Consider the following 26,274-nt stretch of genomic DNA (forward strand, 5'->3'; position numbering starts at 1 on the left):
ACCCCAGAACAAAGTCTGGGGTAAACCAAATAAACTAGGATGATGGTTTTAAGGCTGGCATTGTTCTAGTTCGAAAACCATTGCCAGCTCTGATCCAAAACGTGCTACCTTGCAGATTTGTACGCTTGATTGAAAAGGGGTCATTTCTCAGAAAAACGCATGCTTCAAATCATTTCGAATCAACTACCAACCATTGTATTGATATCAGAACAGACTTCAACTACTTAACAAATGTAAATCACTAACCTCTTGATTAGTAGGTTACTAATCAACTAATCAAGTAACAGCTTAAGTAATTGATAAAATTCAGATTAAAATAAAGCCGCAAGATGACTTGCGGCTTTGTTTTTAAATAGAAACAATGTTTCCATTTTTATTAACATTAACTCAGGATAAAAGAACCAAAAAATGAATATAAAACTCTTTATTTTGCATTTTCAGTATCAAACTTACCATCTATTTTGCTAGCAATACCTATTGACAATTAATAGCTAATCTATTGTCAGTCAATACCACTCAATTACTGGCACAAAGGATTGCTTGATAAGCGTTTATTATCCGCAGTTGAATTATTTACGAAGTTTATATAAATGGTCAAATTTAGCATCCCAATAAGGTGGGCTACTAATGTGCGTTTTAATAAAATCAATAAACGCACTTACTTTTGGAGCTAAGTGTTTACGACGAGGATACACTGCTTGCAATGGAAGGTTGTGGGTCAATTGCCAATCAGGTAATAAAGGTACCAATGTCCCTTGAGCAATTTCATCTTCCATTAAGTAACTGGCTAAATACACAATACCTAAACCACTCACAGCAGCAGATTTCAATGCTGGCGCATTATCAACACGGAAATTGCCTGATACGCCAATCTCACAATAATCTTCGCCCTTTTTAAATTGCCACATACTGTGCTCGTGCCATTCACCTTGATACACCAAACAATTGTGTTCAACCAACTGTTCAGGACGACTAATATTGCCATGTTGAGCAATATAACCCGGTGAGGCAACTAACAAAAAATTACATTTCATTAAGGGTCTTGCCACCATACCAAGCGGCAATTGCTCTGACATGGTTAACAACAAATCTAAGCCTTCGCTAACAACATCAACTTTGTGATCAAGCAAACTGACTTGCAGTTCAAGATCTGGATGTCTGGCCATGAATGCTGGCAAAGCGGGGATAATATGCATAGTGCCAAAAGATTGCGAAATACCCACTTTCAACACACCACGAGTGGCATCATTTAAATTATGAACGCTCGATACTGCCTGCTCTGCATCACGAAGTAGCTCTTCACCTTGTAGATACAATAAATTGCCAGCTTCGGTAAGACTTAAACTGCGTGTAGTACGCTGAATTAGCTGTACGCCAAGTTTATGTTCAAGGTCTGCAACTTGAGTACTTACTTTAGATTTAGAAATGCCAAGACGTCTGGCTGCAGCACTAAAACTTCCTGCACGTGCAACATGAGTAAAAATTGCGATAGGTTCTAACAGTTCTAACATGAAAGGCGCCTTAAGCTGGTTACGACATTAATAAAGACTTCAGATATCTGTTAGCAATTGCTGGCAACTAAACCTGGCTAAGCACCAATATCAACGTTCAGTATTATTATTTTGATGTTATTTTTGATGCTAAATGAGCACTAAAATAAACTAATACTGTAAATCGACACCAACAAATGAAGATTCTGACATATAACCACATCTAAAGTAGAGTGTAATTTTGTTATAATTGATGAGAGTATAGCAAAAAAAGCCAATATGGTTCTATATTTATAATTGACAATTTCTTTATCAGAACAAAGCAACACCAGCTATAGCGGCATAATCGTTAAAATAGCCACAAAAAAAAGCCCCTGTGTCTTAATAAGAGCACAGGGGAAAGTCAGGTGTCCGGGAAGACAGGTTGAACAAAATTATTTACAAGCTCGTTTACTCTTTTATATCGCCTAGCTTAGCTAAAGTATAAGGTGCAAGTTCAGGTATGGCTTGGCGCGTTCTGCTCTCTAACACGAGTAACTCTTCAAAATTGTCACAAACCTTATTTGCTCGTTGTTCGAGGCCTTTTGATTGCGATTCAAGTTGCTTTTCAATATCAGCTCCAACATTGTCCATTTTTTGTGAAAAAGTATTCATTTTCTGTTCAAATGTTCCTCCCTCAGAAGACATTATTTGGCTACCTAATGTCATCATTAATGATCCCATTGAATTGGTGACCATTTGTTCCATTTCTTGTTCAAACTCATGGTTGAAAGCTTGTTCTATTGATGTTTCTGTCGAACCAAGATAAAACTTATCGCCTTGTTGATATGCCATGGTATCAACACGTTTCTGGATCCCGACCATTAGTTTATCAATCTGAGCACCCGCTGCCTCCCCAAAAATAGGCGTTAATGCCATATTAACAGCTTGGGTAGCAACAGAAACAACATCACCAACGAGGTCAATTACATCAGGTACTTGGCGAGACAGCTCTTCTGAATATTGGGTAAGTAATTTTTGTTGGTTATCATTAAGAGTGACTTTTTTACCATCAACATATAACTGGCCTAACTCGACACGATACTTTTCAGCTCCATTATCGCTAACTTGTAAGCTAGTGGGTTCAACGGTCACGTCATAGTTTAGGGTTACGTTACACTTCTCATCATTAATTGACATTTTTGCCATGGCGGGAGTCAGCGCTCCAGCAGTAAATAACATGCTGGTTAACGCTAAACCACAAATCAACTTCTGTTTGGTCATGAGAAAAATCCTTTTGTTATACAAATATCAATAATTAGGGGCGGATATAGATTTAATAAAGCACAAGTCATGCCAAAATCATAACCAATTGATTCATAGCTATTTAAATTTAATATGAGATGCTAGATAAGTCGATGAGTAAATAATAGCGAAAGTGTATTCGTAAAATAAACCAAAAAGTAGTCTATTTTGCGAATACCAATAATAATTAATTTAGCGGGTAAAAAGTTAAAAAATAGATCGACCAAGCTGCTGACTGAGGTGCTCAAGCATCGCAGTACCAGCGAGTGAGTTACCATTAACATCAAGCTCTGGAGACCACACGCAAATAGACATATCGCCAGGTATAACGGCAATAATACCGCCGCCTACGCCACTTTTACCCGGCATACCGACTCGGTAAGCAAATTCACCAGCACCATCGTATAACCCCGATGTCGCCAATAATGCGTTTAACTGCCGCGTTTGAACAGGAGAAACAAGGCTGTCGCCATCAAGCGTTTTACCGCGGTTAGCCAAATAAAACATTGCCCGCGACAAATCAGCACAATTCATTTTTAAAGCACAATAATGAAAATAGCTTTTAAGTACTGTATCAACATCGCCATTAAAATTACCAAATGACTTCATTAGATAGGCAATAGAGGCATTACGTGCACTGAACTGATACTCAGAATCTGCGACCACTTTGTCATAAGATATTGTCGTATTTTGGCTCAATTGTCGTACGACCTCGAGCATACGATGCTTAGGTGCTCCAAGACGTGCTTGTAACAAATCAGCAATAACTAGCGCACCAGCATTAATAAATGGATTTCGTGGTTTACCACGCTCTAATTCGACTTGTACCAGCGAGTTAAATGAATGTCCTGAGGGTTCTTTGCCCACCCGACTCCAGATTTCATCTTCTGTGTATAAATTAAGTGCAAGAGTAAGACTAAAAACTTTAGAAATACTTTGAATTGAAAAAGGGTCGAGATAATCACCCGCACCAATTGTTTGACCATCTATAGTGGTAACTGCAATACCTATTTTGCTTGGGTCAATACAGGCAAGAGCAGGAATGTATCCTGCCACCTTGCCTTTACCCAGAAGCGATCTTACTTTATCTACAGCTTGTTGAAGTAATAATTGCTCTGGCAATTTGGCTTAACCCCACCAAATATCGTACAAATCACTGACTTCAAGATTTGAAACAGGCTTGTCTTTCCAGAACGCACTCACTGCGGCGGTATCTTCATCAGTACATTTACCGATTGCTTGGGTAGCAATAATACCTTCCCATTGCTTATGCCCACCACCGTGGAAACCTAGTTGACGAGGTTCAATGACTTCAACAAGAAACTGATCAACTAAACTATCGATATCTTGTTCTGAAACAGACTCATCAAAAGTCCAGTTAATTTCAAAACCTAATTCTTGAAATTCATCAACTCGTAATTTTTTACGTAAACGACGGCTACGATTTTGCGCCATGGTGTATTCTCCGATTGCTTAAAGTGAAGTGTGATTAAGCGGTACGCTCAAACATGATATCCCATACGCCATGACCGAGTCTGTGGCCTCTTGCTTCAAATTTTGTAAGCGGACGATGGTCTGGACGTTCAACAACTGTACCAGTTGTTGATTGATTTTTATAACCTTCAGCTGCATTCATTATGTCTAACATATGCTCACTGTAATTTTCCCAATCAGTGGCCATATGAAATACACCACCGATGTTAAGTTTACGACGGATTAGTTGCACAAATTCAGCTTGTACGATCCGGCGCTTGTGATGACGTTTTTTATGCCAAGGATCTGGGAAAAATAATTGCACGCGTTCCAGTGAACCATCGGCAATACTGTGCTCTAACACTTCCATAGCATCATGATGATACACACGTAAATTAGTGACTTGAGCTTCTCCAGCATCCCCTAAACACGCGCCAATACCTGGCTTATGAACTTCTATTCCAATAAAGTTTTGCTCTGGAGCAGCTTGGGCCATTTGCACTAATGATGCCCCCATACCAAAACCGATTTCTAAAACGGTATTAGCATCGCGACCAAACACTTGGTTTAAGTCTAACGCTTGTGGGGTGTAATCAAGTCCCATTGCTGGCCAATGTGCCTCAATGGCTTGAGATTGACCTTTGGTTAATCGGCCTTCACGTAAAACAAAACTTCTGATTTTACGAATATACTTACCGTCTTCGTTAAATTCAGCTGTGGTAACGTCGCTCATCTTTGCCTCATTGTCTGCGTACTTACTTGTGCTTATAGCTAGTTGCTAAATAGAAAACGACTAATATTATTTTAGTCGTCGTCTAGCAGCACATTACGCAATTGCTATCTGTAATAGATGGTTTTTAAAGTCTGTGAGCATTATACCTAAACTGATTGCACATGTTTATGCTAATTTAACTTCAACTCTAGGGCCTGTTGATCTTTCAAGGTTATTTTTGCAGCGAATTGTTGGCCATTTGTACAAGGCAGAGACTTTGAGGTGTAGTTATTCTACATAAAAAGTCGATAACACAGTAAAAATGGCCAACAAACGCTGCCCGAAGGGTTCGGCTAAAAACGTTTTACTCTTTGTTGAATGCATTTTGCTTAGATGACTAGGCATCAATCCATTCGCCTCGATTAAAACGTTTTTAACTCGAACAAAATTCAACCAGCAAAGATCAACAGGCCCTAGTTAAGGCATGGGATAATTAAGCCAAAATCAGATTATTTGACTTAATTAGTAGCAAACTTGTCATTTCGCCTACTAAAATAAAGCGCAATTATGGGTTAAACACTGCGGCAATAGCAGATTACAACAACATAATTAACCCAATAAAAGTCTATATTGATAAGCATTGATTATCCCTAACTGAGATTAATTTAGTGTTAAAGATTAATTTAAAATAGCGTGGCTACTTGTGTAATAAAATGCCTATGGCTACACTGCGCCCATGAAAAATCTGACTCCATTTTCTGAGCGTATCATCGCTTGGTATGACCTACATGGTCGTAAATCACTGCCTTGGCAGATCAATAAAACGCCTTATCGTGTTTGGGTGTCGGAGATCATGCTCCAGCAAACCCAAGTGGCAACGGTGATTCCTTACTATGAAAAATTTATGGCTCGCTTCCCTAGTGTCATAGACCTCGCTAATGCACATCAAGATGAAGTGCTGCATTTATGGACTGGCTTAGGCTATTACGCCAGAGCACGTAATCTACATAAAGCAGCTCAGCATATTCGCGATACTTTCGATGGTGAGTTTCCGACTCAGTTTGATGATGTGGTTGCTTTATCTGGAATAGGTAAATCGACTGCCGGGGCAATTTTATCGTTATCGCTTGGGCAACATCACCCTATTTTAGATGGCAACGTAAAACGGGTGTTGGCCAGACACGGGGCGATTGCCGGTTGGCCAGGACAAAAAAACGTTGAGCAACAGTTATGGCAATTAACGGATACGTTAACGCCAATTAAAGACGTTGAAAAGTTTAATCAAGCGATGATGGATATAGGTTCAAGTGTTTGTACTCGCAGCAAACCTAATTGTGCAGCTTGCCCTGTGGCAATAGATTGCTTGGCTCAACAAAGCGGTCATCAGAGTCAATATCCAGGCAAAAAACCTAAAAAAATCACTCCAGAAAAATCTGCTTTTATGGTCGTTTTAGTCAACAGCAGCGAAAATACTGTAAAAGTTCAGCTTATTCAACGCCCACCAGCAGGCATATGGGGTGGATTATGGTGTTTCCCACAATTTGAGCACCAAGTCGAACTAGATGACTATTTAACCCTGCATAATTTGACCGAATCAGAGCAAGGGCTTGCAGGGTTTAGGCATACATTCAGCCACTTTCATTTAGATATTAAACCGATATTAGTTGAACTATCTCCGGATCTCGCTAGCGGCATCATGGAACAAACCTCGGCTCTCTGGTATAACATAGAGCAACCTGCGAAAGTCGGATTGGCAGCAGCCACAGAACGTATTTTGGCTAATTTAGCCGTACTTTTCGCGACACATTAATTTTTAGTGTAATTAAAGTTAGTAAGGAATCATCATGGCTCGCACAGTTCAGTGTCTACATCTTAACAAATCAGCTGACGGCTTAGATTTTCAGCTTTACCCTGGCGAATTAGGTAAGCGTATTTTCGACAATATCAGTAAAGAAGCTTGGGGCTTATGGCAAAAGAAGCAAACCATGCTAATTAATGAGAAAAAACTCAGTATGATGAATGTTGATGATCGTAAGTTTCTTGAAGAGCAAATGACTAATTTTTTATTTGAAGGTAAAGACGTTGAAATCGATGGCTATGTACCACCAGCTGAAGATGAATAACCCAGCAATATAGTCAATCACTGTATTAAATAAAAAAGCCGCTTAATTTAGCGGCTTTTTTTTGGCTATTAATAACTAACCCAACAGACTATTGTTTGACGCCTTCCACGACCAACGCTAATTCAACGTTAGCAGAAGCTGGACCTAAATCCATTTTGACACCGAAATCTTTCATCGCAAAAGTGGTTTTGCCACTAAAACCGGCACGATAACCTCCCCATGGATCTTTACCTTCACCAATAGCAACGGCATCAATGCTTAACGGCTTTGTCACACCATTTAAAGTAAAGTCCCCATTAATAACAAACTGGTTATTGCCTTTATTTATAATAGATGTCGATGTAAAAGTAGCTTCGGGAAATTTACTGGTATTTAAAAAGTCTTCACTGCGCAAATGCTTGTCACGCTCGGCATGATTAGAATCAACACTGTTAGTGTTAATTTTAACATTCACTTTAGCATCAGCGAGTTTATTTTCATCAAAGCTAAAATCGCCAGAGAACTCATTAAAACGTCCTACAACAAAACTGTAACCTAAATGATTAACACTGAATTGAATCGATGCATGTGCACCTTGAGTGTCGATAACATAGTTAGCCGCATTCGCTGCAACGGGTAACATAAGAGTAGAACTAATTAATGCTGCAATAAGGTGCTTTTTCATAATTTATATTCCTTTATATTGATAGTAAGTAAAATCGTAAATAAGTCGATGGGTGTTTATTTAACATGACAATGAGCAAACATAATGGTTAACTAACCCGTTTAGGATTCAACATTCTTTTCAAGGTATTATCTTTATCAATAACATGGTGCTTAATAGCACCTACTGCATGCAGTACAACCAGCCCAATTAAGCTATAAGCCAGATATTGATGTATAACACCGGCAATATCTGCTTGATCCTCAATAAAAGCATTAGGAAATGGCACCGCAAACCAGTCAAAAATCCAAATATCTCTTCCATCAGCAGTAGAAATCATAATTCCTGAGCACATGATAAATAGCATTAACGTATATAGAGTAATATGTGCCCACTTCGCCAAACGCTTTTCCCATGGCTGATGATTCGACATCGGATTAGGAGTGTGTGATATCGTTCGCCAAACTAATCTTAATAGCGTTAAACAAAGTAATAGCAGACCAACACTTTTATGCAGATGCGGCGCAGTTTGATACCAACTACTGTAGTACGTAAGGTCAACCATCCAATAGCCTGCACTAAAAAGACCTATAACCACGATAGCGGATAACCAATGGATAAAAATGGTCACTAAGCCATAGCTTACTGAAGTATTTTTTAACATGAGTACATTCCTTTTTAAACTCACAACATATTAACGTCATTTTATGGAAATAAAATCAGTAAAATTAGCTCATATAATTCGATAAAATAGAAAGATAACGTTGAGACAGACTCATTATGGTAATAACCCATCGATTTAGAATGCCATAAAAATCAATTGTCGCCATTGATGACCTAAAATCGCTACGTAATCATGCCTATAATTAAGCGATGTCAAAATGCTCGTTGCAGAGTGCCCGTTAAGCTCGTTGAACAAGGTAATGATTGAAGCTGAGTTATAAAGACTAACGAGTCCAGCAATTAAATAAACACCACGACTAAAACGGAGAACGTCTTTTTCACAGAAGAAATTAACTAACATTATTTACAGACTATTGTTCACAGGCTCAACTTGCGCGTTGTCAATTTATCGACATGTTCAATCCTACATTTCAATATTGTTTAAGCCGTAAGATACATAAAAGGTTAATTGTAAATACACATCATGCCTTTGATAATGCTATCTAAGGTGAACTAGCATACTAAAAGGTCATTTATTTACATGTAAACTCACCTTTATTAGCCGGACCTAAAGCACTAAGAGTCAGCATGTTGTGATTGAGAGCAAATAAACCAACAATAGTATTACGCATAACCACTCTTTGGCTGTTCCACGTCGTTGTTTGCATCATGTTATAAAGATTAATATTGTCCGATTAAAGCTCAAAAGTAACAATTAATCCTAAAAACCATCAAAAACTAATAAAAAAGCATCATTTTGCGCATTAACTAGCCGAACGAGTCAAAACAATTGAAAAACCGCTTGCACGATAAAAACCATCACTATACTATATGCGCACTCCAGACGAGACAGGTATTGATTACCAAGTTATTACCTAGTTTGCAGTAAAGACTAACTATTAGTTAGTTGCCCGAATAGCTCAGTCGGTAGAGCAGAGGATTGAAAATCCTCGTGTCCCTGGTTCGATTCCGGGTTCGGGCACCATATTTAGCCGGCATAGCTCAGTTGGTAGAGCAACTGACTTGTAATCAGTAGGTCCCGAGTTCGACTCTTGGTGCCGGCACCATAAAAACAAAAAAGCCACTCAATGAGTGGCTTTTTTGTATCTAAAATTTACCCGTTATACATCTAATCTCAGGCCAAAATACTAAACGTTCACGACTAACTGTGTTGCTTGATTTGCGATTGAGCTTGATTTTCAATAGACCAGCTATTAACGCGTTAACCAGCCCTATTAGCCAAACAAATAACAACATTGAATAGAATAAGGGCAAGTTACCAATTAGGGCCAATATGATGGCTTTGGCCATACGTGTTCCATCCCCTAACTCCAGTTGATGCTCTTGGTTAATATTTGGCCTCTTAACATAAAGCGGGCACTCATTTGAGTGCCCGCTTTATGTTAAACCTCGTGATTATCTGCCGAGTACTTCAACCCGGGCTAAACGATTAACTTGGTTTAATGACCCCAAGTGACCATAAATTGGCCCAAGTAAGCCACGCTTTTTAAGCTCAATAAACTCTTCATCGCTTAGTGCATTTAATTTCGTTTCATCAATAAGATATAAGCCATTAATATTACGTTTCTCACCCGCAACATCGACAGTGAGAGTCTGATTAATTAGCAGGCCTTTTTCATCTAAAAAGCTCAAAATGCCTCGAGTCGCTTGATCTTGTTCATAGTGGCTAATCAATGCTTGCTTACGCGCTTCTAAAAATGGGGTTTCTTTGCCCTCTTCGAACAATGCTTGGCCATCAGCCTTAGTCACTTCTTTAGCATTCTCACGAATACCGATCCATACTTTGTCTTTAACATCGGGGTTGACGACTAAACCAAGAGGATAATCACGCACAACCGCTGGAATATACAAACCTTGCCATTTACCGTCTTTAACACTTAGATTCTGACCAGGCTTTAGCCCTAACATCGCAACAGATTGAAACTCATTCGTGTCGCTGTTTTTGACAAATACGATTGGGTACTCAGTAGCAGCACGATTAATTTCATGTAAGGTTACCGGCACAATATGTTGCTCTGCTACGTGCGAATAATCACTTGGAGTCAGTTTTAAATCACCATGTTTGGTTTGTTCTAATAATGTAATTTGGTTAGGCATCTTGGCTCCTTGAAGCACTGATTATCTTCTATGGTATAAGTACAACATCATTGTCGTACGTTGCGTTAACAAATAATTAATAACAGAAACTACCAAGTTAAATCTTAAATTCAAGTAGATTTAGGTTAAATTGCGTCAATAAATGCCAAATGAGTAATTATCGTTCAAAAAAAGGCTTTGCGTTAAACAAAGCCGGTAAAACAAGCACTAATTATCAATCAATTGTTTGCTAAATTAATGACCTAATGCAATTTTAGTTTAGGGCGTTGCCAGCGCAGTAATTTTTGAGCAATACGATATACAGATGCCGAGAACCAGCCATACAAGCTAGCTAAATGACGCTGATAAAGCGAAATATACATTAAACGCGCAATGTGTCCTTCTACAAAAAAGTCTCCCGAACGAAGATTACCCATTAGGTTTCCGACTGCTGAAAAACGACTAAGTGAAACCAGTGAACCATAGTCTTTATACACAAAAGGTTTTTCGGGTTGCAGTTTCATTTTCAAACAAATATTAGCATACAGACGGTCTGCCATTTGAGCTGCGGCCTGGGCTCTTGGTGGTACCGGCTTACCTGATGGTAAAATTAATTGCGCACAGTCACCTAAAGCATAAATATCTTTAATGCCTTTAACATGCATGCAATCATCTACATCAATTTGATTACGGGGAGTAACCGGAAGTTGAGTGAAATTCTCGAAGACTTTTGGACCTTTAACCCCCGCTGCCCACACTTTTATATTGGCTTTAATCGTCTCACCTGTCGCGGTAACAAAGCCTTCTTTTGTGACTTCTTTAACCTGCACACCTAAATGCAATTTAACACCTAACTTTGACAATACGGTTTGCGCTCTTGAACTCACTTGCTCTGGTAATTGGGGCAGAATTTTACTCGATGCCTCGATCAAGTTTATATCTAAATGATCTTTAGAGATGTTTTGATAACCGTACTCCCTAACAGACTCAATAACATGATGAAGTTCTGCCGCAAGCTCGACACCTGTGGCGCCAGCACCAACAATACCTATGCCTAATTGGTCTTGGGTTTCATTAAGCTGTAATAATGCATCCATAAGCTTGTGGTGAAACAAGTTAGCACTGTCTAGACTGTCTAAAAATATACAATGTTTTTCAGCACCAGGGGTATTGAAGCTATTTGAAACACCTCCTAATGCTAAAACAAGGGTATCGTATTCAATATTACGCGCGGCAATAATCACCTCGCCTTCATCGTTATACACTGGAGCAAGTTGAATTTGTTTAATGCTTGGGTCGCATTGTTCAATTGCGCCGCGAATATATCGGTAACCATTCTTCAAACCATGATCTCGATATTGTAGGCCTTCAATTGATTGATCTATCACCCCTACAGCAACTTCGTGTAATTTAGGTTTCCAAATATGAACGGTATTTTTATCAATTAAACTAATATCGATTAACGGATTTTTACCGAATTTACGACCTAATTTTGAAGCTAACGCTAACCCTGCTGCCCCGCCACCCACGATAACAATTCGTTGAACCATACATTACCTCTAAGAGACTTTATGCCGACAACTTAAAATGTACAAATATAAAAAAAGGTCCTAATGGACCTTATACTGCTTCTTCATTTTCTTCGCCGGTACGAATACGTATCACTCGCTCTATATCGGTTACAAATATTTTGCCATCACCAATCTTACCCGTTCTGGCAGTATCAACGATAACGTCAATCGCACGTTCTAATATCTCATCTTGAATAACTAACTCGATTTTTACCTTAGGTAAAAAATCGACCATGTATTCTGCACCACGATAAAGTTCAGTATGGCCTTTTTGACGACCAAAACCTTTGACCTCTGAGACGGTCATACCCGTAATGCCAATTTCAGCAAGAGCCTCACGCACATCATCAAGTTTAAACGGTTTAATAATCGCTTCGACTTTTTTCATTAAATACTCCTGTCATCGGCTAAGTTTTTGATTAACCTCAACTCGGGATAAGAGATGGGATAAATCGATAAGAAAATGGTTTATTTCAAATCTGCAATATCGAATTTGCCATTTGTTTTACTAACAAGTCACATTTGCACGTCAATATGGTGCCTATTGCAAGTCAATCCACGACAATAAACAGGACAAAAGCAATTTAATAACCATTGATAACCCCATACTGAAGTTGATTAAGCACATGTCCTCATTGCAATTTATATACTCGCTAACATCGTCCAAATATCTTACTTGAAAGCGAAGCTAATTGTCGCGGCTATTTTACATATTTATGAAAAGATATTTCTCAGCAAAACTGCTGGTTATTTTCTATACTAATTTAATCTTACTGCAGGACGCAGCTAACGACGTTTAAGGATGAACAACAGTGAAATTTCCTATCCAAGCAAAAGGCTTTAGCCTGATTGAAGTTATAGTCACCACATTGATTGCCGCAATAATGTCACTCATCGCAATCCCCTCTTTTTCTGGAGTAATTGAACAAGTACGAGCAAAGAGTAATATTCAAGTTATCCAACAGACGATACAGTTAGGTCGAAACATGGCCATAAGTTATGGCTCTAGGGTAACGGTTTGCCCTTTAATCGATAATCTGTGTTCAGCAGATTGGAGTATTGGATTAAGCGTATTTATTGATCATGGGCAAAAAAATCAACTTGATGCCAACGATCGCTTACTTCAACAAACGGCTCCTTTTCATGAAAATGACTATATTGATTACAATCGTGCAGCGATTAGATTCCAACCCGATGGATTAGCTTCTGGTACCAATGGCACATTAACGTACTGCCCAGGAAAATTTGACAGTAAATACTCAAAAGCCGTCATTGTAAATCAAGCAGGAAGGGTAAGAATGTCGAAAAAGAAAAATATTAAATGTAAGCTTTGACAAAGTAGGAATTAAATAGGGTATTTGAATAAATATCAAATCAGTAGTTCGGTCAAAATGGTCAATAAAACACTGTAATTCATGCTGCGCTTAGTTATACTCTGTTTATATAGCAGAGGGTTTATGCATGAAAAAATTAACGTTTGGGTTCACCTTAATAGAGGTAATGGTCACTGTTGCAATAGCAGCGATACTTATAACAGTTGCAGTTCCAAGCTTTACTTCACTTTATGAAAGCACTCGCGTAAACAATAACATTGAAAAAATTCAAAGTATCCTAGTCTTTGCCAGAAACCAAGCCATTACTTACGGCAGAACTGTCAATATTTGCTCATATTCGACAGCAACGAGCTGTGGAACATCTACGGATTGGAGTAACGGGATAAGAGTATATATTGATGTTGATGGTAAAGAGACTGAATTGAGAGCAATAGATAGCTTTAATGATAGCGACAAGGTCAAAGCTTCCACCAAAACAATGACCTTTTCTGCTGACGGTTTATCATCAGGTGGCAACATTATTTACTGCCCTAGTGGAAAAGCTGACTTATCACTGAGTGTATCAGTGATAAGTAGCGGTCGAGTATCTTATGGTAGCGCTGGTAACAGTTGCTAGGCCAAACAATGGTTATCTCTTATTATTTACAATATTAACGAAGTGTCTGATTATCCAGATTTTTGGCGGTTTCTAACTTAAAGACACCATTTAAGGGTAAGCACTCACTCACTTCTTTTATGTAATACTTATTACCTGTTATGCTATCTTTAAATTGCGTACCTGATAACTTCATTTCTTTCCGTTTAACATCATTAGATTTCCAACGATAAAAAAGTATTCTCTCACCTATTGATGACGAGGTAATATGACATTTATAGTCTTGCCATTCATCTGTTTGAGATATACCCCCGAACGAAACAAGGCATAAACACAATACTATTAATTTGATCATTTCCAGCACTCCTTAGAAGGACCTTTAACTCCTGCAGCTGTAAGCGTAATAGTAGCACAAGTTGTATCAAGGGTTGCTTGCCTACCTTTAGCGGTTGCAGTAATTGTATACGTTGTGGTACCCACTGAATCGACCGAATAATATCCATTTTCTGTTAAAAATGGTTCACTAGACATTCCTAATTTGGTCATGTCTTCAGTAAATATACGGTTATCCATATAATATTGTTCCTGCAAATTAGATACTCTCATTACAGCGGCGACACCTTCAGAACGGCCACTTTTAGCTATAAAACTAGTGTATGAAGGATATGCTATTGCAGCAAGAATCCCAATAATGACAACAGTAATCATCACTTCAATCAGAGTAAAACCTTTAAAAGATACTTTTTTCATCAACTTTACTCTTCTATATGATAATAAATTCTATTCGTTGTTAGACCCGAACCTAAAACAACAGTACCTTTACAATCATTACCGACACATTCTCCTTTTCCCACACCAATTATATAGGCAATAGAATCATTACCAGTGTCAACTTTTGGTATAACTATCTGAGGAGTATCAGGTACTCGCTCACCCAAATCATAATAAAGTTCACTATAAGTTCGAGTACCTTTATGTAAATCTAATACGTATAATCGACCTTCGCCCGAAAGATCACAAACACCCAAGTCGTAATCAATGGTTCCACCGGCAGGAGGTATAAACGACGTAAAGTACACTTTCCCATCAAAAATTAAAGACGATGATAAGCTCTTTTCACCCGCTGATGTAAAATCATAATACCAACCTTTCTTGGTACCAAACTCAATATTTTGGGTTTGGGATGTGGGGGCTGCTGAAGTTACATCATACAAATCAGAAAAAACTAACGTAGCAGGTGCTTCCGTCGAACTATAAGATTTAGTAACCACGTTCCTATCTTGGAAAACAAAAAACATATCATTGGTATATGTGTCTAATGGATGAGTTCGATTACCGGTTCCAATAGCTACCGCATCATAAGGTGTATTTTGATAACTAAGCACACCGCTGGTACTGTGAATGTTACTGAATTGGGTTTGTGCAATAGAAGGCTCTGAAAAGAACATGCGATCATTTGGTGAGCTACCATCACTTATTGACGCAAACTTAAATATTGTCCAGGTCGATTTGTCAGCTGAAGGTAAATCCATCCGCCACACGCTACCACCTATGTCAGATGCATATATACGATCCGTTACGCCATCATTATCACTGTCTAGAATAGATACTTTAGTGGCGATACTACTCATGTCTGAAAAGGTAAATAGTTTTATCAATCCTGCGGGGCCTGTATCGGCATTGACAATATAAACACCTTCGCCTGTACCATCACTCGACGACATGCCGCCACCAAAAATTAACACAGGATCATCAACACCTGGAACAAAAGTAGTAACGGGCTCAGACCAAGTTTGACCTAAATCCTCAAAACCTGATGTAGTAGAATTGATCATCCACTTATATGTCGGAGTATCAGGAGTTGATATATCTAAAGCATAATATGAAGCACCTCCACGACGCATTCCTAAATACAGCCAAGCTTTATCAATCTTACCACTACTATCAGTTTCAGTGTATGCAACAGGAGATAAATCCATTCCGTATACACTATGGTCACCAGTTGGATTATTCTCTCTTATGATAGGGATGTTACTCCAGAGTTCTTCAGGTATAAAAGCCCATGACTCAATAACACTACCAACAGAATAATCATCACTGCCCGCATCAGAATCTTTAAACATATGCACTAAACCTTGGTTAGTGCCTAATATGATCCTAACATCTAGTGTATCTGATGTACCAAAATTGAGCGCTAATGGCTTAGAATGTAGTGGATCGCCCATGATATCGATTCGTATATCTGTAGAACTTTCATCATTATCGTCATCATCAACATCAACACCGTAAAGCCAATCAAGAGTATCCTGAGAATGAGAAGAGACAAAACTCGAACTATCTATATCAATGATGCTTCCGCCACTTGTAGTTTTGATATTTCGATCTTTTAACGTCTCCCTAAGATAAGGTAATACACCACCAGAGGTAACATTATTACCGTCACTAGCATTTGCTGCACATGTATTCCAATACGTACATGTTGTTGACGATATATTGCCGTCAGAATCTACAGCTTTCTTCACCCCTCCAGGACCAACAATCTCACCATTAGAATTGACTTTAAGTTTTTTTAAGTTACCACTCCAACGAGGTCCCGCACCAGGATAAAACATAGCAAAATAAGCAGCGTTAAATGTTTCAGTCTTATCAAAATTGTTACTTGCAATACTTGGAGAAGTAAAAGATGTATTCACTTCTAATATATTTTTGAGTACACGATTAATGGCTTCGACTAATGCTAAACCATTGGAAGCTTTAAAATAACCAGATGAAATATTCGTTGTTTCGTCCCTTTTACTGCCAGCACGGAACGCCGCTTCTTCTAATAGTTTTGCAGCGGCATCAGCACCAGAAGAAAAGCCAATAGTATATAATTTAACAGTTTGTTTGTTATCAACACCATCAAGATCTAACACATCTTTGACAACATCATTATTTGCCATATAAGCAGCTAAAGCAGGTAAATAGCTATACTCATCACTATTTCCATTTTTAAAGTTGAATTTTGAGTAATCAGCTGTTTTATCTTCAGCTAATGCTGTTAATGATATTATGCTTGAGTCGGCTGAATGATCTAAAGTCGGCGCACCATCAGTGATATAAACAACATAAGCTGTATCAGGACATTTTTTAAATGGAGTTGTATAACTACCAGAAGATTTAATACTTGCGGGTGTATTTGGGGTGTAACTTTGTATTTTATTTTGGCCGGATCCATTATTGTCCTTATTACCATATTTAACAGCGCCACCACTGAAAAACTGATAAGCCTCATATAATGTTTCACAAAGAGGTGTATTTGTCTCTGATTTTAAATTATAAATAGTTTTAATTAATTGAGTCTGATTTGAGTCTGTCATTTCCTTAATATTAGAAACAATTCGACCTCCGTCAGCATTACCCTCTGATGGATAATTTAAATTGAATACAGCCAAACCTGCATCTATAGGAATAGACATGTTGATTAATGCAGACTTCAATGCATCCTTAGCAATATCCATTCGAGTATTAGTGCTCCCACTATTCTTACCTTCATCGGTGGTTGTAACCCACTTGTACCAGACTAGGTAATTTGCAGAATATAACGTTAAAGGTGCTTCACTACCAAAACCCGTACTATTAAAACTTTGATCACGTGCACTTGAGTTTGTAGTAGTTGTGTACATCAACTTAGTATTAATTGGATATCCATCTGCGTAGGATAGATAGTTTTTACCTTTCTTCGTTTCGCCCGGGTTCTTAGGGTCGTATTCCAAAATATCTTGAAAACAATCCACTATTTGGTTTTGGTTAAAACCATTATTTTCAGCTAACGGTTCCCAAGTACCGCTGTTACCTTTACTTTTAAACTCACGAAGATACCCAGTATACTGTCCGGTTGTAGCTAGAGCTTCAACAGCTTTATTGCAGTTATTGTTAGCTGCATAAAAACGACGCCCATCACTTGGACTGTCTGGCGTTGGAGCATTTGAACTGTCGATTCCTTCAGCAGTCCAATAAATACCGTTATCATTAATATAGCCAGAGTAGCTATTTAAATAGTTTTCAAATCCTGCAGCATAGGTGCATTTTTTAGCAGCTTTGTCTAATGAGGAGCAATAAGGACTAACAGATTGCTGATCCTCAGTACCCATACTGCCAGAATTATCAAAAATAAATAAAATTTGCGGTCGCTTACCAGATCGGGCACTGGCATCAACTAAATAAAGCTCTGTATCATCAGCAAATAACCCACTAGAAATAGTGACGAGTATAGCTATTACACTCATTATAATTTTGTTTTTCATGATATTAATTCCCTGCAATCACTTGCTGCTCTACTCCTGCAGCAACCGTTAACGAACCTAAATTATCACGGCCAAATTGGGCTGTGCTTGTTATTTGAGAACGCCTACAACTGACTAAATCTACACCCATAGCATTCGATGTTCTTTGACAACCAACATCTCTAACACCGGTTTCTGGTAATGGTGTAATAACTTGTGTACTGTTAAACGCTGATTCCGTTTTTACGGCTAATAAATTACTAAAAGAAGCGCCGGAATTATTAGCAATGACTTGCTCTAAACCACCGTTTGCAATAGACATAGCTTCGATACGCTCTGCTCCTGCGCCAGACATTCGTAATGACTGCGTTGAGTTAACGGCTAGGGCAATCCCTATGATAGTCATAATAACTAGAACTACTAGAGATAGAAACAAAACTATACCTCTCTGTTTTTTTATAGAAATACTCATCTAGTTCCTTATTAAAACAGGGTTTTCTAAAACGACAGTAGTCGATAACACTTTTCGCCTAAAATTATCATTAAAGGGATTTATCTGCTTGTCACCCAGCTGATAAGTTGTTTGATTATCATAGCTATCATCAGCTTGAGCGGAGCGCACTAATATATATATTTTCACAGCAACTAACCTTTGTAATGTTTCATTATCCCACACTGGAGTTGTCACATCTGCGGCTGGGACATAAGTATCTGGTGTGTTATCGCCATTATTGTCAAATCCATATAAAAAACGAATATTCTCTATTCCTTCGACAAGTTGTTCATCATTTTTCATGCCGGTATTCGTTAGTGTTTTACGACTTAAAATCGGAACACCATTCTCAATATCAATAAAATAAACATGATGTTGGTATTCCCAAACTCTAGAATTCACCAAATTAGTAGCAGGATCAAGGCCATTAAAAAATATAGCTTGGGTTGATGTGGTTGATACAGAAAATCTTGTGATATCGCCTACGGGGCTATCACTTCCATCCCCGAATCCAATACTTGGGCCTATAAAACGTTTTATTTGAATAACATCAGTATTAGGGGCAACCGTTGCAGCTGATAAACACGCAAAAGGAGTTGTACCGCTTAAACCATTTTCATAACCCCATAAACGCCTAAAATGGGCTGGTTGATTGCTAGGTAAACTCGCATTGTTTAAGCCTGCACCAATACAGTCATCAGCAATAGGAATGGTGTTATTTAATGTAGTATTAATGCCAAGAATAAATTCAGAACCCGTCATATCACCGAAAAAACCCAGCTGAGAAATATCACGTTCCATTATTGCCAATGCAATACGACCATTTTCTTGAAGCTGATTATATTGGCTCGTTGTAGTGACATTGGTTGAGGACATGCTAAACATAGTAAAAATGCCAGCAGATAAAAACAAACTAATAACCATTGCCACCATTAACTCAACAAGTGACATACCCGATTGTGATCTTCTGTGAATTTTATTAAAAGCTATCATTTAAATAATCACTGTTTGTATAGAATAAATTCGACGTTTATCACTTGCTGTACCGCATGCATTTACATCACCAGAATCGCTAGAGCTTCGAATAGCCTTCCAAGACATAGTAACAGTGACAATATTACCATTAACGTTAATACAGCCTGTTGCAGTATCTAATCCACCTACATTTTTAGTATTAATGACTTCTGAAGTCCCTATAAAAGAAGACTGCCATTCAAAAATATCCCACTGGGCCATTTGACTTGCACTACAAAATACAGTCGCTGAATCGCATCGCTGACTAACAGCACTAGGAGTACCGGAATAAGGGGAACCATTTGCATACAGTGCTAATTGAGCACTGTTTAATCTCATACGATTTATCATGTCATTAGCATAATATGATGCTTGGGTTTGCTGAAAAGACTCAAAACTACCCTGTTTCGACATAATGTGAAGATTAAAAATCCCAATAAGGCCTATCACTAAGATAACCAGTGAGACCATTACTTCAATTAAGGAAAATCCATTCCTTTTGCATGACATGAGCGTAAAACCTCCAGATAAAATCAAAAGTAGATATTTTCACTCTTGAATATCGATATTTTATACAGCACAACTATTAAACCAGTCTAAACATTTAGCATAGATAATAACTGACTTAAATGTAATCAGATAGTATCAATTTTGTATGATTAATAGAACAACATATTTTATCAGTATTATACTCGGTTTACTTTGTAAGCACAAAAAACCCGCAACTTAAATTAAGTTGCGGGTTAATATTTATAGATGATTGAAATTACTAACGTAATTCAGCTGGAACTGCAAATACAGTATCTTCTTTACGGCCTTCAACTTCAGTAATAATACTCGGTGCAAGTTTAGCTATCGCGTTAACAACTTGTTGCACTAAAACCTCAGGCGCTGAAGCACCAGCAGTTACTGCTACTTTTTTCACACCATCAAACCACACAGCCTCAACGTCAGCAGCGGTATCAACGAGATAAGATTGCGTACCTGTTTTTTCAGCCAACTCACGTAATCGATTTGAGTTAGAGCTATTTTTAGAACCGACAACAATCAATAAATCGACTTCGGAAGACATACTACGTACAGCATCTTGTCGATTTTGCGTCGCGTAGCAAATATCATCCTTACGCGGCCCCTCAATTGAAGGAAAGCGCTTTTGCAATGCAGTAATAATATCTAAGGTGTCATCAACAGAAAGTGTTGTTTGAGTGACAAAGCATAAGTTGTCTGGATTATTGACCTGAAGATTATTAACATCCTCTGGAGACTCAATAAGATAAACACCACCTTTAGGATTATCATATTGTCCCATAGTGCCTTCAACTTCTGGATGGCCTTCATGACCAATCAAAATGCACTCAATACCTTTACGACTTGCACGAGTCACTTGTAAATGTACTTTTGTCACTAAAGGACAGGTTGCATCGAAGACTTTTAAACCACGATTTTTAGCTTCTTTACGCACAGCTTGTGATACACCGTGAGCACTAAAAATAACAATACTGTTGTCTGGTACTTGGTCAAGTTCATCAATAAAAAGAGCACCACGCTGTTTTAGGTTTTCAACCACATATCGGTTATGTACCACTTCATGGCGTACATAAATTGGTGGTTCAAATAACTCTAAAGCACGCTCAACAATACTGATAGCACGGTCAACACCGGCACAAAAACCACGAGGGTTGGCCAATAAAATACTCAGTTCTGGAGACGTCGGATCAACTTTTAGCATGTGATACCTTTTTTACTCAGTTATGACACTAATAACTTCAAGTTCAAACGTAAGCGTGCGTCCTGCGAGTGGATGGTTTAAATCGACGGTAATTGAATCACCAGCAGTATCGCGAACGATACCCGGTATTTCACTGCCACCAGGACCCGCAAAACTCACAATAACACCGTCTTCAAGCTTCATATCTGCAGGAAATCGACTTCTGTCCATATAGTGAATCGCATCAGGGTTTGACTCACCAAAAGCGTCTTTTGCCGCTAAGGTAAATGCGTGCTTATCACCTTCTTTCAAGTCTTTTAGTTCGTCTTCAAAAGCCGGACTTAGACTACCGTCACCAATATTTAAACGTGAAGGTTTGCCAGATGATTTTGTACTGTCGGCTGTGGACCCGTCTTCCAGTACAATATTCATATGACATATTAATGAATGACTGTCTTGCTTATTTAAATCTGTCACAGTTAATCTTGCTCCTTCGATGGCTTTGCGTCGGGTCTAAATGATTCCCAAATGATCAGTACCGCACCAATAAAGATGCCTGCATCGGCAATATTAAATGCAGGGTAATGGCTGGTATTCCAGTAAAAATCGACAAAATCAATTACAAAACCATGCATTAAACGATCAACCAAATTACCTAATGCGCCGCCAATAACTAAGGTAAAGGCTAAATTACTGCGCCATAACGAATAAGATTGTTTACGCAACCATATTGTTAACAAGGTACTAAAACCAACCGCAATAATGGTAAACAACCAACGTTGCCAACCTCCTGCTTCACTTAAAAAACTGAACGCTGCACCGTAGTTTCGCACGTAAGTGAAGTTAAAAAACGGCAAAAGCTGTATAGACTCATACAACTCAAAATTAGCCAGGACCCATTGTTTAGACAGCTGATCGGCTAAAAACACCAATGCAGCTACCCAATACCAACGTAAGCCACTGTCTTTCCATGTTAATGGCACAGTACTCATTATCAATGTTTCCTTAAGCGAATTCGCGTTTCTCGCCTTCACCTTCAATATTGGTCACACAGCGTTGACACAATGTTGGGTGAGCTTCAATAGTGCCAACCTCTTCACGATAGTGCCAGCAACGCTCACACTTCTCGGCTTCACTTTTGGCAACCACTAGTTTAAGCGAACTTAATTCGGTTTCGATGGCATCGCTACCCGCTTGTGACATATCCGCCACGGCTGCTTTAGAGGTAATAAGAATAAATCGTAACTCATCACCCACTTTAGCTAACTCAGCCGCTAAATCAGCATCGGCGAACAATGTCACTTCAGCTTCTAATGAACCACCAATACGTTTATCACGACGCGCTTGTTCGAGTACTTTGTTAACTTCGTTACGGACAGTTAATAGTTTCTCCCAATAATCATCGCTTAAATCACTTTCAAGAGTGACGGCTTCTAAGCCTTGATACCATTCTTGGGTAAACACATACTTTTCACGTTTACCGGGTAACAATTGCCACACTTCATCAGCGGTAAAGCTTAAAATTGGCGTCATCCACCGAACCATTGCCTCTGCAATATGATAAAGCGCAGATTGACAGCTACGACGTGCATGCCCTTCTTGCTTCGCGGTGTACTGGCGATCTTTAATAATATCAAGATAGAAACTGCCTAACTCTACAGAACAGAACTGCATCAGTTTTTGAGTCACTAAATGGAAATTGTATTGATCATATGCTTCAATGATTTCTTGTTGCAGTACTGCTGCACGACGAACAACCCAACGATCTAACGCGACCATATCTTCAGATGCGATCATGTCTGTTTCTGGGTTAAAGCCATTCAAGTTAGCAAGTAAGAAACGCGCAGTATTTCGAATACGACGATATGCATCAGCACTGCGATTCAAAATCTCATCAGAAACCGTCATTTCGCCACTGTAATCAGTTGCTGCAACCCACAAACGTAGAATGTCAGCACCAAGCTTATTGATTACTTGTAAGGGAGCTATCACGTTACCAACAGATTTTGACATCTTACGGCCTTTACCATCAACGGTAAAACCATGGGTCAACACTTGCTTATAAGGTGCTTTACCATTCATAGCGGTTGAGATCATCAATGATGACATAAACCAACCACGATGCTGATCGCTACCTTCTAGATACAAATCTATGTCATGCCCATGAAACTCTGGACGCGCTGCGACAACAGATGAGAATGATGAACCTGAGTCAAACCATACATCCAATGTATCAGTCACTTTGCGGTATTGTTCTGCCTCATCACCTAACAATTCGCTGGCATCTAAATCCCACCAAGCTTGAATACCTTGTTGTTCAATGCGATGCGCTACACGTTCCATTAATGAAACACTGTCTGGATGTAATTCATCCGTTTCACGATGTACAAACAAGGTAATCGGTACGCCCCAGGTTCGCTGACGTGAGATACACCAATCTGGTCGGTTTTCTACCATTTTTTCGATACGGCTTTGGCCCCAATCAGGGATCCATTTGGTTTGTTCAATTTCTTTTAACGCTTGTGAACGCAAACCATGATTATCCATAGAGATAAACCATTGTGGCGTGGCACGGAAAATAATTGGCGTTTTGTGGCGCCAGCAATGCGGATAGCTATGGCGGATAGCAACATGCAGAAGTAATGCGCCCTTTTCTTCTAACAGCGCAACAACACTAGCGTTGGCTTTAAAGACGTGTTGACCAGCAAAAAACTCAGTGTCTGGCTTATAAACACCATTGTCGCCGACAGGGTTAGCGACTTCCAAACCATATTTTTGGCCGACAATAAAATCGTCCTGACCGTGGCCAGGTGCTGTATGTACAATACCGGTACCAGCATCTGTAGTAACGTGGTCAGCTAAAATAGCAGGTACATCAAACGCATAAAATGGGTGATTAAAACGCATTAACTCAAGTTCAGCGCCTTTTACTTCACCTAAAATAGTGTGTGACTCGGCACTGTAACGCTCAAGACATGACTCAACTAGAACTTGAGCCAATATCAAGGTGGTTGTTTCACCATTCTTAACAAATTCAACTAAGCTGTAATCTAACTCTGGACTTAACGCTAATGCACGGTTAGCTGGAATAGTCCATGGCGTGGTAGTCCAAATTGCCATCGCTACTGGCTTAGCGTAATTCTCTACGCCGAATTTTGCAGCTACGGCTTGGCTATCAACCGCCACAAAAGCGACATCAATAGCTGGAGATGTTTTATCTTCGTATTCCACTTCAGCTTCAGCAAGTGCAGAACCACAGTCTGTGCACCAATGCACTGGCTTAACACCTTTGTGCAAATGGCCGCTTTCAATCACTTTCGCCAATGAACGGACAATATTCGCTTCAGTTGAAAAGTCCATGGTGAGGTAAGGGTTTTGCCAATCACCTAATACACCTAAACGAATAAAGTCTTCACGCTGGCCTTCTACTTGGATGGCAGCATATTTACGGCATTCTTCACGAAACTCTGCCGCAGAAATCTTGACTCCTGGTTTACCGACTTTTTGCTCAACTTTAAGCTCAATCGGTAATCCATGACAATCCCAGCCTGGAATATAAGGCGCGTCAAAACCTGACATGGTTTTAGACTTAATAATGATGTCTTTAAGGATTTTGTTTACCGAGTGACCAATATGAATACTGCCATTGGCGTATGGAGGGCCATCATGAAGAATGAAAGGTTTACGGCCAGCACGGCTATCACGGATCTGTTGATACAGTCCGTCTTGCGTCCAGCTATTTAACATTTCTGGCTCGCGATTTGCCAAATTACCGCGCATCGGAAACTCTGTTTCCGGCAAGTTCAAAGTAAATTTATAGTCGCTCATTGATCCCATACCATTATTTAAAGCTGATTCATTTCAGCTAGCATCGTTGCTAAATAAAGCGCGAGCTTCATTTGCATCATTTAAAATCTGTTTTTTTAGCGCGTCCAATGACTCAAAAGGTTGTTCATCACGGATCTTTGCTACTAATTCTACTTCCACTCGTTTGCCGTATAAATCACCGCTAAAATCAAACAAATGGACTTCTAATCTGCAAGTTTGACCATTTACAGTGGGTCTAAAACCCACATTAGCCACACCGTCATAAATATCGCTGCCATCCCAGTACAAACGAACCGCAAACACCCCTCTTACAGGTACTACGTGTCGTTTTAAGGCAATATTTGCTGTTGGAAAACCAATTGTACGGCCTAATTTTTGCCCGTGTGCAACCTTACCACTTAAAATGAAAGGATGACCCAATAACCGCCTTGCTTGCTCTAAGTGCCCTAACGCTAGTTGTTCTCTCACTGCAGTAGAGCTTACTCGCAACGAACCAACAACAAAGCTTTGGGTACTGACCACAGTAAAGCCAAATTCTTTACCCGCAGCAACGAGCATATCGAAGTTGCCTAAGCGACCTTTACCAAAACAAAAATCATCTCCAACAACGAGATATTTAACCCCGAGTTTTTTAACCAGTAACTCTTCAATAAACGCTTCAGCAGGTTGACTAGCAAAGGCTTCAGTAAAATTGATACAAAGTAGCTGATCAATTTTAAGCTCATCTAACAATCTCATTTTATCACGTAGAAGACTGAGACGAGCAGGCGCATCAGCGCCACGAAAGCGTTCTTGAGGTTGAGGCTCAAATGTCATTACGGTTGCAGGTAATTGAAAGTGATGCGCTTTACTAACCAAGCTACTGATCACCTGCGCATGGCCACGATGGACACCATCAAAATTCCCAATGGTTAAAACGCAACCATAATGAGAAGGTAAAATATTGTGTATACCGCGAATTAATTCCATTACGCTCAATAC

At 39.1% G+C, this 26,274-nt stretch carries 25 protein-coding genes and 2 tRNA genes; 6 read left to right on the forward strand and 21 right to left on the reverse strand.

Going from position 1 to position 26,274, the window contains the following annotated elements; genetic code table 11:
• Window positions 1–569: 569 nt before the first annotated feature.
• The 5 genes from EGC82_RS16495 to trmB all read right to left on the reverse strand — a co-directional run bounded on the left by EGC82_RS16495 (window position 570) and on the right by trmB (window position 4,980).
• Complete coding sequence (locus EGC82_RS16495) at window positions 570–1,511, reverse strand: LysR family transcriptional regulator (RefSeq protein ID WP_124731725.1); 942 nt, start codon at window positions 1,509–1,511, stop codon at window positions 570–572.
• 429 nt (window positions 1,512–1,940) lie between these two features.
• Window positions 1,941–2,753 carry a YggN family protein gene (locus tag EGC82_RS16500; protein ID WP_124731726.1) on the reverse strand — a complete coding sequence of 271 codons (813 nt, stop codon included), beginning with the start codon at window positions 2,751–2,753 and terminating at the stop codon, window positions 1,941–1,943.
• A gap of 228 nt (window positions 2,754–2,981) precedes the next feature.
• Window positions 2,982–3,896: a glutaminase B gene (gene glsB / locus EGC82_RS16505; protein WP_124731727.1), complete on the reverse strand. Its 915-nt coding sequence runs from the start codon at window positions 3,894–3,896 to the stop codon at window positions 2,982–2,984.
• A 6-nt stretch (window positions 3,897–3,902) separates the two neighbouring features.
• Window positions 3,903–4,229 carry a YggL family protein gene (locus EGC82_RS16510; RefSeq protein ID WP_124731728.1) on the reverse strand — a complete coding sequence of 109 codons (327 nt, stop codon included), beginning with the start codon at window positions 4,227–4,229 and terminating at the stop codon, window positions 3,903–3,905.
• 34 nt (window positions 4,230–4,263) lie between these two features.
• Entirely contained in the window at window positions 4,264–4,980 is a 717-nt protein-coding gene (gene trmB, locus EGC82_RS16515; protein WP_124731729.1) for a tRNA (guanosine(46)-N7)-methyltransferase TrmB, read from the reverse strand.
• A gap of 715 nt (window positions 4,981–5,695) precedes the next feature.
• On the opposite strand from trmB, the gene mutY reads away from it, so the two are divergent.
• Window positions 5,696–6,769, forward strand: coding sequence for an A/G-specific adenine glycosylase (gene mutY, locus EGC82_RS16525; protein WP_124731730.1), 1,074 nt, complete (start codon window positions 5,696–5,698; stop codon window positions 6,767–6,769).
• Window positions 6,770–6,803: 34 nt separating this feature from the next.
• Complete coding sequence (locus tag EGC82_RS16530) at window positions 6,804–7,082, forward strand: oxidative damage protection protein (protein ID WP_124731731.1); 279 nt, start codon at window positions 6,804–6,806, stop codon at window positions 7,080–7,082.
• Between the two features lie 88 nt (window positions 7,083–7,170).
• Here EGC82_RS16530 and EGC82_RS16535 read toward each other — a convergent pair whose 3' ends face one another.
• Together EGC82_RS16535 and EGC82_RS16540 are read right to left on the reverse strand one after the other, a co-directional pair.
• Complete coding sequence (locus tag EGC82_RS16535) at window positions 7,171–7,746, reverse strand: YceI family protein (protein ID WP_124731732.1); 576 nt, start codon at window positions 7,744–7,746, stop codon at window positions 7,171–7,173.
• 88 nt (window positions 7,747–7,834) lie between these two features.
• On the reverse strand, window positions 7,835–8,389 hold the full coding sequence (locus EGC82_RS16540; RefSeq protein WP_124731733.1) for a cytochrome b: 555 nt from the start codon (window positions 8,387–8,389) through the stop codon (window positions 7,835–7,837).
• Window positions 8,390–9,297: 908 nt separating this feature from the next.
• On the opposite strand from EGC82_RS16540, the gene EGC82_RS16545 reads away from it, so the two are divergent.
• Window positions 9,298–9,373 (forward strand) — tRNA-Phe (locus EGC82_RS16545).
• Between the two features lie 6 nt (window positions 9,374–9,379).
• A tRNA-Thr gene (locus tag EGC82_RS16550) sits at window positions 9,380–9,455 on the forward strand.
• Between the two features lie 349 nt (window positions 9,456–9,804).
• On the opposite strand, the gene EGC82_RS16555 is transcribed toward EGC82_RS16550, so the two are convergent.
• From EGC82_RS16555 to glnB, 3 genes are all read right to left on the reverse strand, one after another.
• Window positions 9,805–10,506, reverse strand: a complete 702-nt coding sequence (locus EGC82_RS16555; RefSeq protein WP_124731734.1) for a SapC family protein — start codon at window positions 10,504–10,506, stop codon at window positions 9,805–9,807.
• Between the two features lie 242 nt (window positions 10,507–10,748).
• Window positions 10,749–12,035, reverse strand: a complete 1,287-nt coding sequence (locus tag EGC82_RS16560; protein WP_124731735.1) for an NAD(P)/FAD-dependent oxidoreductase — start codon at window positions 12,033–12,035, stop codon at window positions 10,749–10,751.
• A gap of 70 nt (window positions 12,036–12,105) precedes the next feature.
• Complete coding sequence (glnB, locus tag EGC82_RS16565; protein ID WP_124731736.1) at window positions 12,106–12,444, reverse strand: nitrogen regulatory protein P-II; 339 nt, start codon at window positions 12,442–12,444, stop codon at window positions 12,106–12,108.
• 424 nt (window positions 12,445–12,868) lie between these two features.
• On the opposite strand from glnB, the gene EGC82_RS16570 reads away from it, so the two are divergent.
• Both EGC82_RS16570 and EGC82_RS16575 read left to right on the forward strand, forming a co-directional pair.
• Window positions 12,869–13,390: a GspH/FimT family pseudopilin gene (locus tag EGC82_RS16570; RefSeq protein ID WP_244212477.1), complete on the forward strand. Its 522-nt coding sequence runs from the start codon at window positions 12,869–12,871 to the stop codon at window positions 13,388–13,390.
• A gap of 127 nt (window positions 13,391–13,517) precedes the next feature.
• Window positions 13,518–14,006 (forward strand): GspH/FimT family pseudopilin, encoded by a 489-nt coding sequence (locus EGC82_RS16575; protein WP_124731737.1) that lies wholly within the window; start codon window positions 13,518–13,520, stop codon window positions 14,004–14,006.
• 34 nt (window positions 14,007–14,040) lie between these two features.
• Here the strand turns inward: EGC82_RS16575 and EGC82_RS16580 are convergent, their stop codons facing one another.
• The 11 genes from EGC82_RS16580 to ribF form a co-directional block, all read right to left on the reverse strand.
• Window positions 14,041–14,340 carry a TapY2 family type IVa secretion system protein gene (locus EGC82_RS16580; RefSeq protein ID WP_124731738.1) on the reverse strand — a complete coding sequence of 100 codons (300 nt, stop codon included), beginning with the start codon at window positions 14,338–14,340 and terminating at the stop codon, window positions 14,041–14,043.
• Window positions 14,337–14,735: a type IV pilin protein gene (locus tag EGC82_RS16585; protein ID WP_124731739.1), complete on the reverse strand. Its 399-nt coding sequence runs from the start codon at window positions 14,733–14,735 to the stop codon at window positions 14,337–14,339. The genes EGC82_RS16580 and EGC82_RS16585 overlap by 4 nt, the downstream gene beginning before the upstream one ends.
• A gap of 5 nt (window positions 14,736–14,740) precedes the next feature.
• Window positions 14,741–18,271, reverse strand: a complete 3,531-nt coding sequence (locus tag EGC82_RS16590) for a pilus assembly protein (RefSeq protein WP_124731740.1) — start codon at window positions 18,269–18,271, stop codon at window positions 14,741–14,743.
• A gap of 4 nt (window positions 18,272–18,275) precedes the next feature.
• A complete protein-coding gene (locus tag EGC82_RS16595) occupies window positions 18,276–18,710 on the reverse strand; it encodes a PilX N-terminal domain-containing pilus assembly protein (RefSeq protein WP_124732683.1) in 435 nt (144 codons plus the stop codon).
• Window positions 18,711–18,722: 12 nt separating this feature from the next.
• Window positions 18,723–19,736 carry a PilW family protein gene (locus tag EGC82_RS16600; protein ID WP_124731741.1) on the reverse strand — a complete coding sequence of 338 codons (1,014 nt, stop codon included), beginning with the start codon at window positions 19,734–19,736 and terminating at the stop codon, window positions 18,723–18,725.
• A complete protein-coding gene (gene pilV / locus EGC82_RS16605) occupies window positions 19,737–20,267 on the reverse strand; it encodes a type IV pilus modification protein PilV (RefSeq protein WP_124731742.1) in 531 nt (176 codons plus the stop codon).
• 259 nt (window positions 20,268–20,526) lie between these two features.
• Window positions 20,527–21,456, reverse strand: coding sequence for a 4-hydroxy-3-methylbut-2-enyl diphosphate reductase (gene ispH / locus EGC82_RS16610; RefSeq protein ID WP_182744784.1), 930 nt, complete (start codon window positions 21,454–21,456; stop codon window positions 20,527–20,529).
• A gap of 42 nt (window positions 21,457–21,498) precedes the next feature.
• The gene (gene fkpB / locus EGC82_RS16615; RefSeq protein ID WP_244212593.1) at window positions 21,499–21,897 is read right to left on the reverse strand and encodes an FKBP-type peptidyl-prolyl cis-trans isomerase; all 399 of its coding nucleotides are present in this window, start codon (window positions 21,895–21,897) and stop codon (window positions 21,499–21,501) included.
• A 47-nt stretch (window positions 21,898–21,944) separates the two neighbouring features.
• A complete protein-coding gene (lspA, locus tag EGC82_RS16620; RefSeq protein ID WP_124732684.1) occupies window positions 21,945–22,448 on the reverse strand; it encodes a signal peptidase II in 504 nt (167 codons plus the stop codon).
• Window positions 22,449–22,470: 22 nt separating this feature from the next.
• Window positions 22,471–25,293 carry an isoleucine--tRNA ligase gene (gene ileS, locus EGC82_RS16625; RefSeq protein ID WP_124731744.1) on the reverse strand — a complete coding sequence of 941 codons (2,823 nt, stop codon included), beginning with the start codon at window positions 25,291–25,293 and terminating at the stop codon, window positions 22,471–22,473.
• Between the two features lie 33 nt (window positions 25,294–25,326).
• The gene (ribF, locus tag EGC82_RS16630; protein ID WP_124731745.1) at window positions 25,327–26,262 is read right to left on the reverse strand and encodes a bifunctional riboflavin kinase/FAD synthetase; all 936 of its coding nucleotides are present in this window, start codon (window positions 26,260–26,262) and stop codon (window positions 25,327–25,329) included.
• Window positions 26,263–26,274 lie beyond the last annotated feature (12 nt).

The sequence above is a fragment of the Shewanella livingstonensis genome, from assembly GCF_003855395.1.
Lineage (GTDB): Bacteria > Pseudomonadota > Gammaproteobacteria > Enterobacterales > Shewanellaceae > Shewanella > Shewanella livingstonensis.

What these genes read in the sequence shown, in the direction of transcription:
- EGC82_RS16530 (WP_124731731.1), top strand. Translation starts at nt 6,804, where the DNA reads ATGGCTCGCACAGTTCAGTGTCTACATCTTAACAAATCAGCTGACGGC.
- EGC82_RS16580 (WP_124731738.1), bottom strand. Translation starts at nt 14,340, where the DNA reads ATGATCAAATTAATAGTATTGTGTTTATGCCTTGTTTCGTTCGGGGGT.
- EGC82_RS16590 (WP_124731740.1), bottom strand. Translation starts at nt 18,271, where the DNA reads ATGAAAAACAAAATTATAATGAGTGTAATAGCTATACTCGTCACTATT.
- EGC82_RS16560 (WP_124731735.1), bottom strand. Translation starts at nt 12,035, where the DNA reads ATGGTTCAACGAATTGTTATCGTGGGTGGCGGGGCAGCAGGGTTAGCG.
- EGC82_RS16495 (WP_124731725.1), bottom strand. Translation starts at nt 1,511, where the DNA reads ATGTTAGAACTGTTAGAACCTATCGCAATTTTTACTCATGTTGCACGT.
- ileS (WP_124731744.1), bottom strand. Translation starts at nt 25,293, where the DNA reads ATGAGCGACTATAAATTTACTTTGAACTTGCCGGAAACAGAGTTTCCG.
- glnB (WP_124731736.1), bottom strand. Translation starts at nt 12,444, where the DNA reads ATGAAAAAAGTCGAAGCGATTATTAAACCGTTTAAACTTGATGATGTG.
- fkpB (WP_244212593.1), bottom strand. Translation starts at nt 21,897, where the DNA reads ATGAATATTGTACTGGAAGACGGGTCCACAGCCGACAGTACAAAATCA.
- EGC82_RS16575 (WP_124731737.1), top strand. Translation starts at nt 13,518, where the DNA reads ATGAAAAAATTAACGTTTGGGTTCACCTTAATAGAGGTAATGGTCACT.
- EGC82_RS16535 (WP_124731732.1), bottom strand. Translation starts at nt 7,746, where the DNA reads ATGAAAAAGCACCTTATTGCAGCATTAATTAGTTCTACTCTTATGTTA.
- EGC82_RS16585 (WP_124731739.1), bottom strand. Translation starts at nt 14,735, where the DNA reads ATGAAAAAAGTATCTTTTAAAGGTTTTACTCTGATTGAAGTGATGATT.
- ribF (WP_124731745.1), bottom strand. Translation starts at nt 26,262, where the DNA reads ATGGAATTAATTCGCGGTATACACAATATTTTACCTTCTCATTATGGT.
- EGC82_RS16540 (WP_124731733.1), bottom strand. Translation starts at nt 8,389, where the DNA reads ATGTTAAAAAATACTTCAGTAAGCTATGGCTTAGTGACCATTTTTATC.
- EGC82_RS16500 (WP_124731726.1), bottom strand. Translation starts at nt 2,753, where the DNA reads ATGACCAAACAGAAGTTGATTTGTGGTTTAGCGTTAACCAGCATGTTA.
- mutY (WP_124731730.1), top strand. Translation starts at nt 5,696, where the DNA reads ATGAAAAATCTGACTCCATTTTCTGAGCGTATCATCGCTTGGTATGAC.
- pilV (WP_124731742.1), bottom strand. Translation starts at nt 20,267, where the DNA reads ATGTCATGCAAAAGGAATGGATTTTCCTTAATTGAAGTAATGGTCTCA.
- EGC82_RS16555 (WP_124731734.1), bottom strand. Translation starts at nt 10,506, where the DNA reads ATGCCTAACCAAATTACATTATTAGAACAAACCAAACATGGTGATTTA.
- EGC82_RS16600 (WP_124731741.1), bottom strand. Translation starts at nt 19,736, where the DNA reads ATGATAGCTTTTAATAAAATTCACAGAAGATCACAATCGGGTATGTCA.
- EGC82_RS16510 (WP_124731728.1), bottom strand. Translation starts at nt 4,229, where the DNA reads ATGGCGCAAAATCGTAGCCGTCGTTTACGTAAAAAATTACGAGTTGAT.
- trmB (WP_124731729.1), bottom strand. Translation starts at nt 4,980, where the DNA reads ATGAGCGACGTTACCACAGCTGAATTTAACGAAGACGGTAAGTATATT.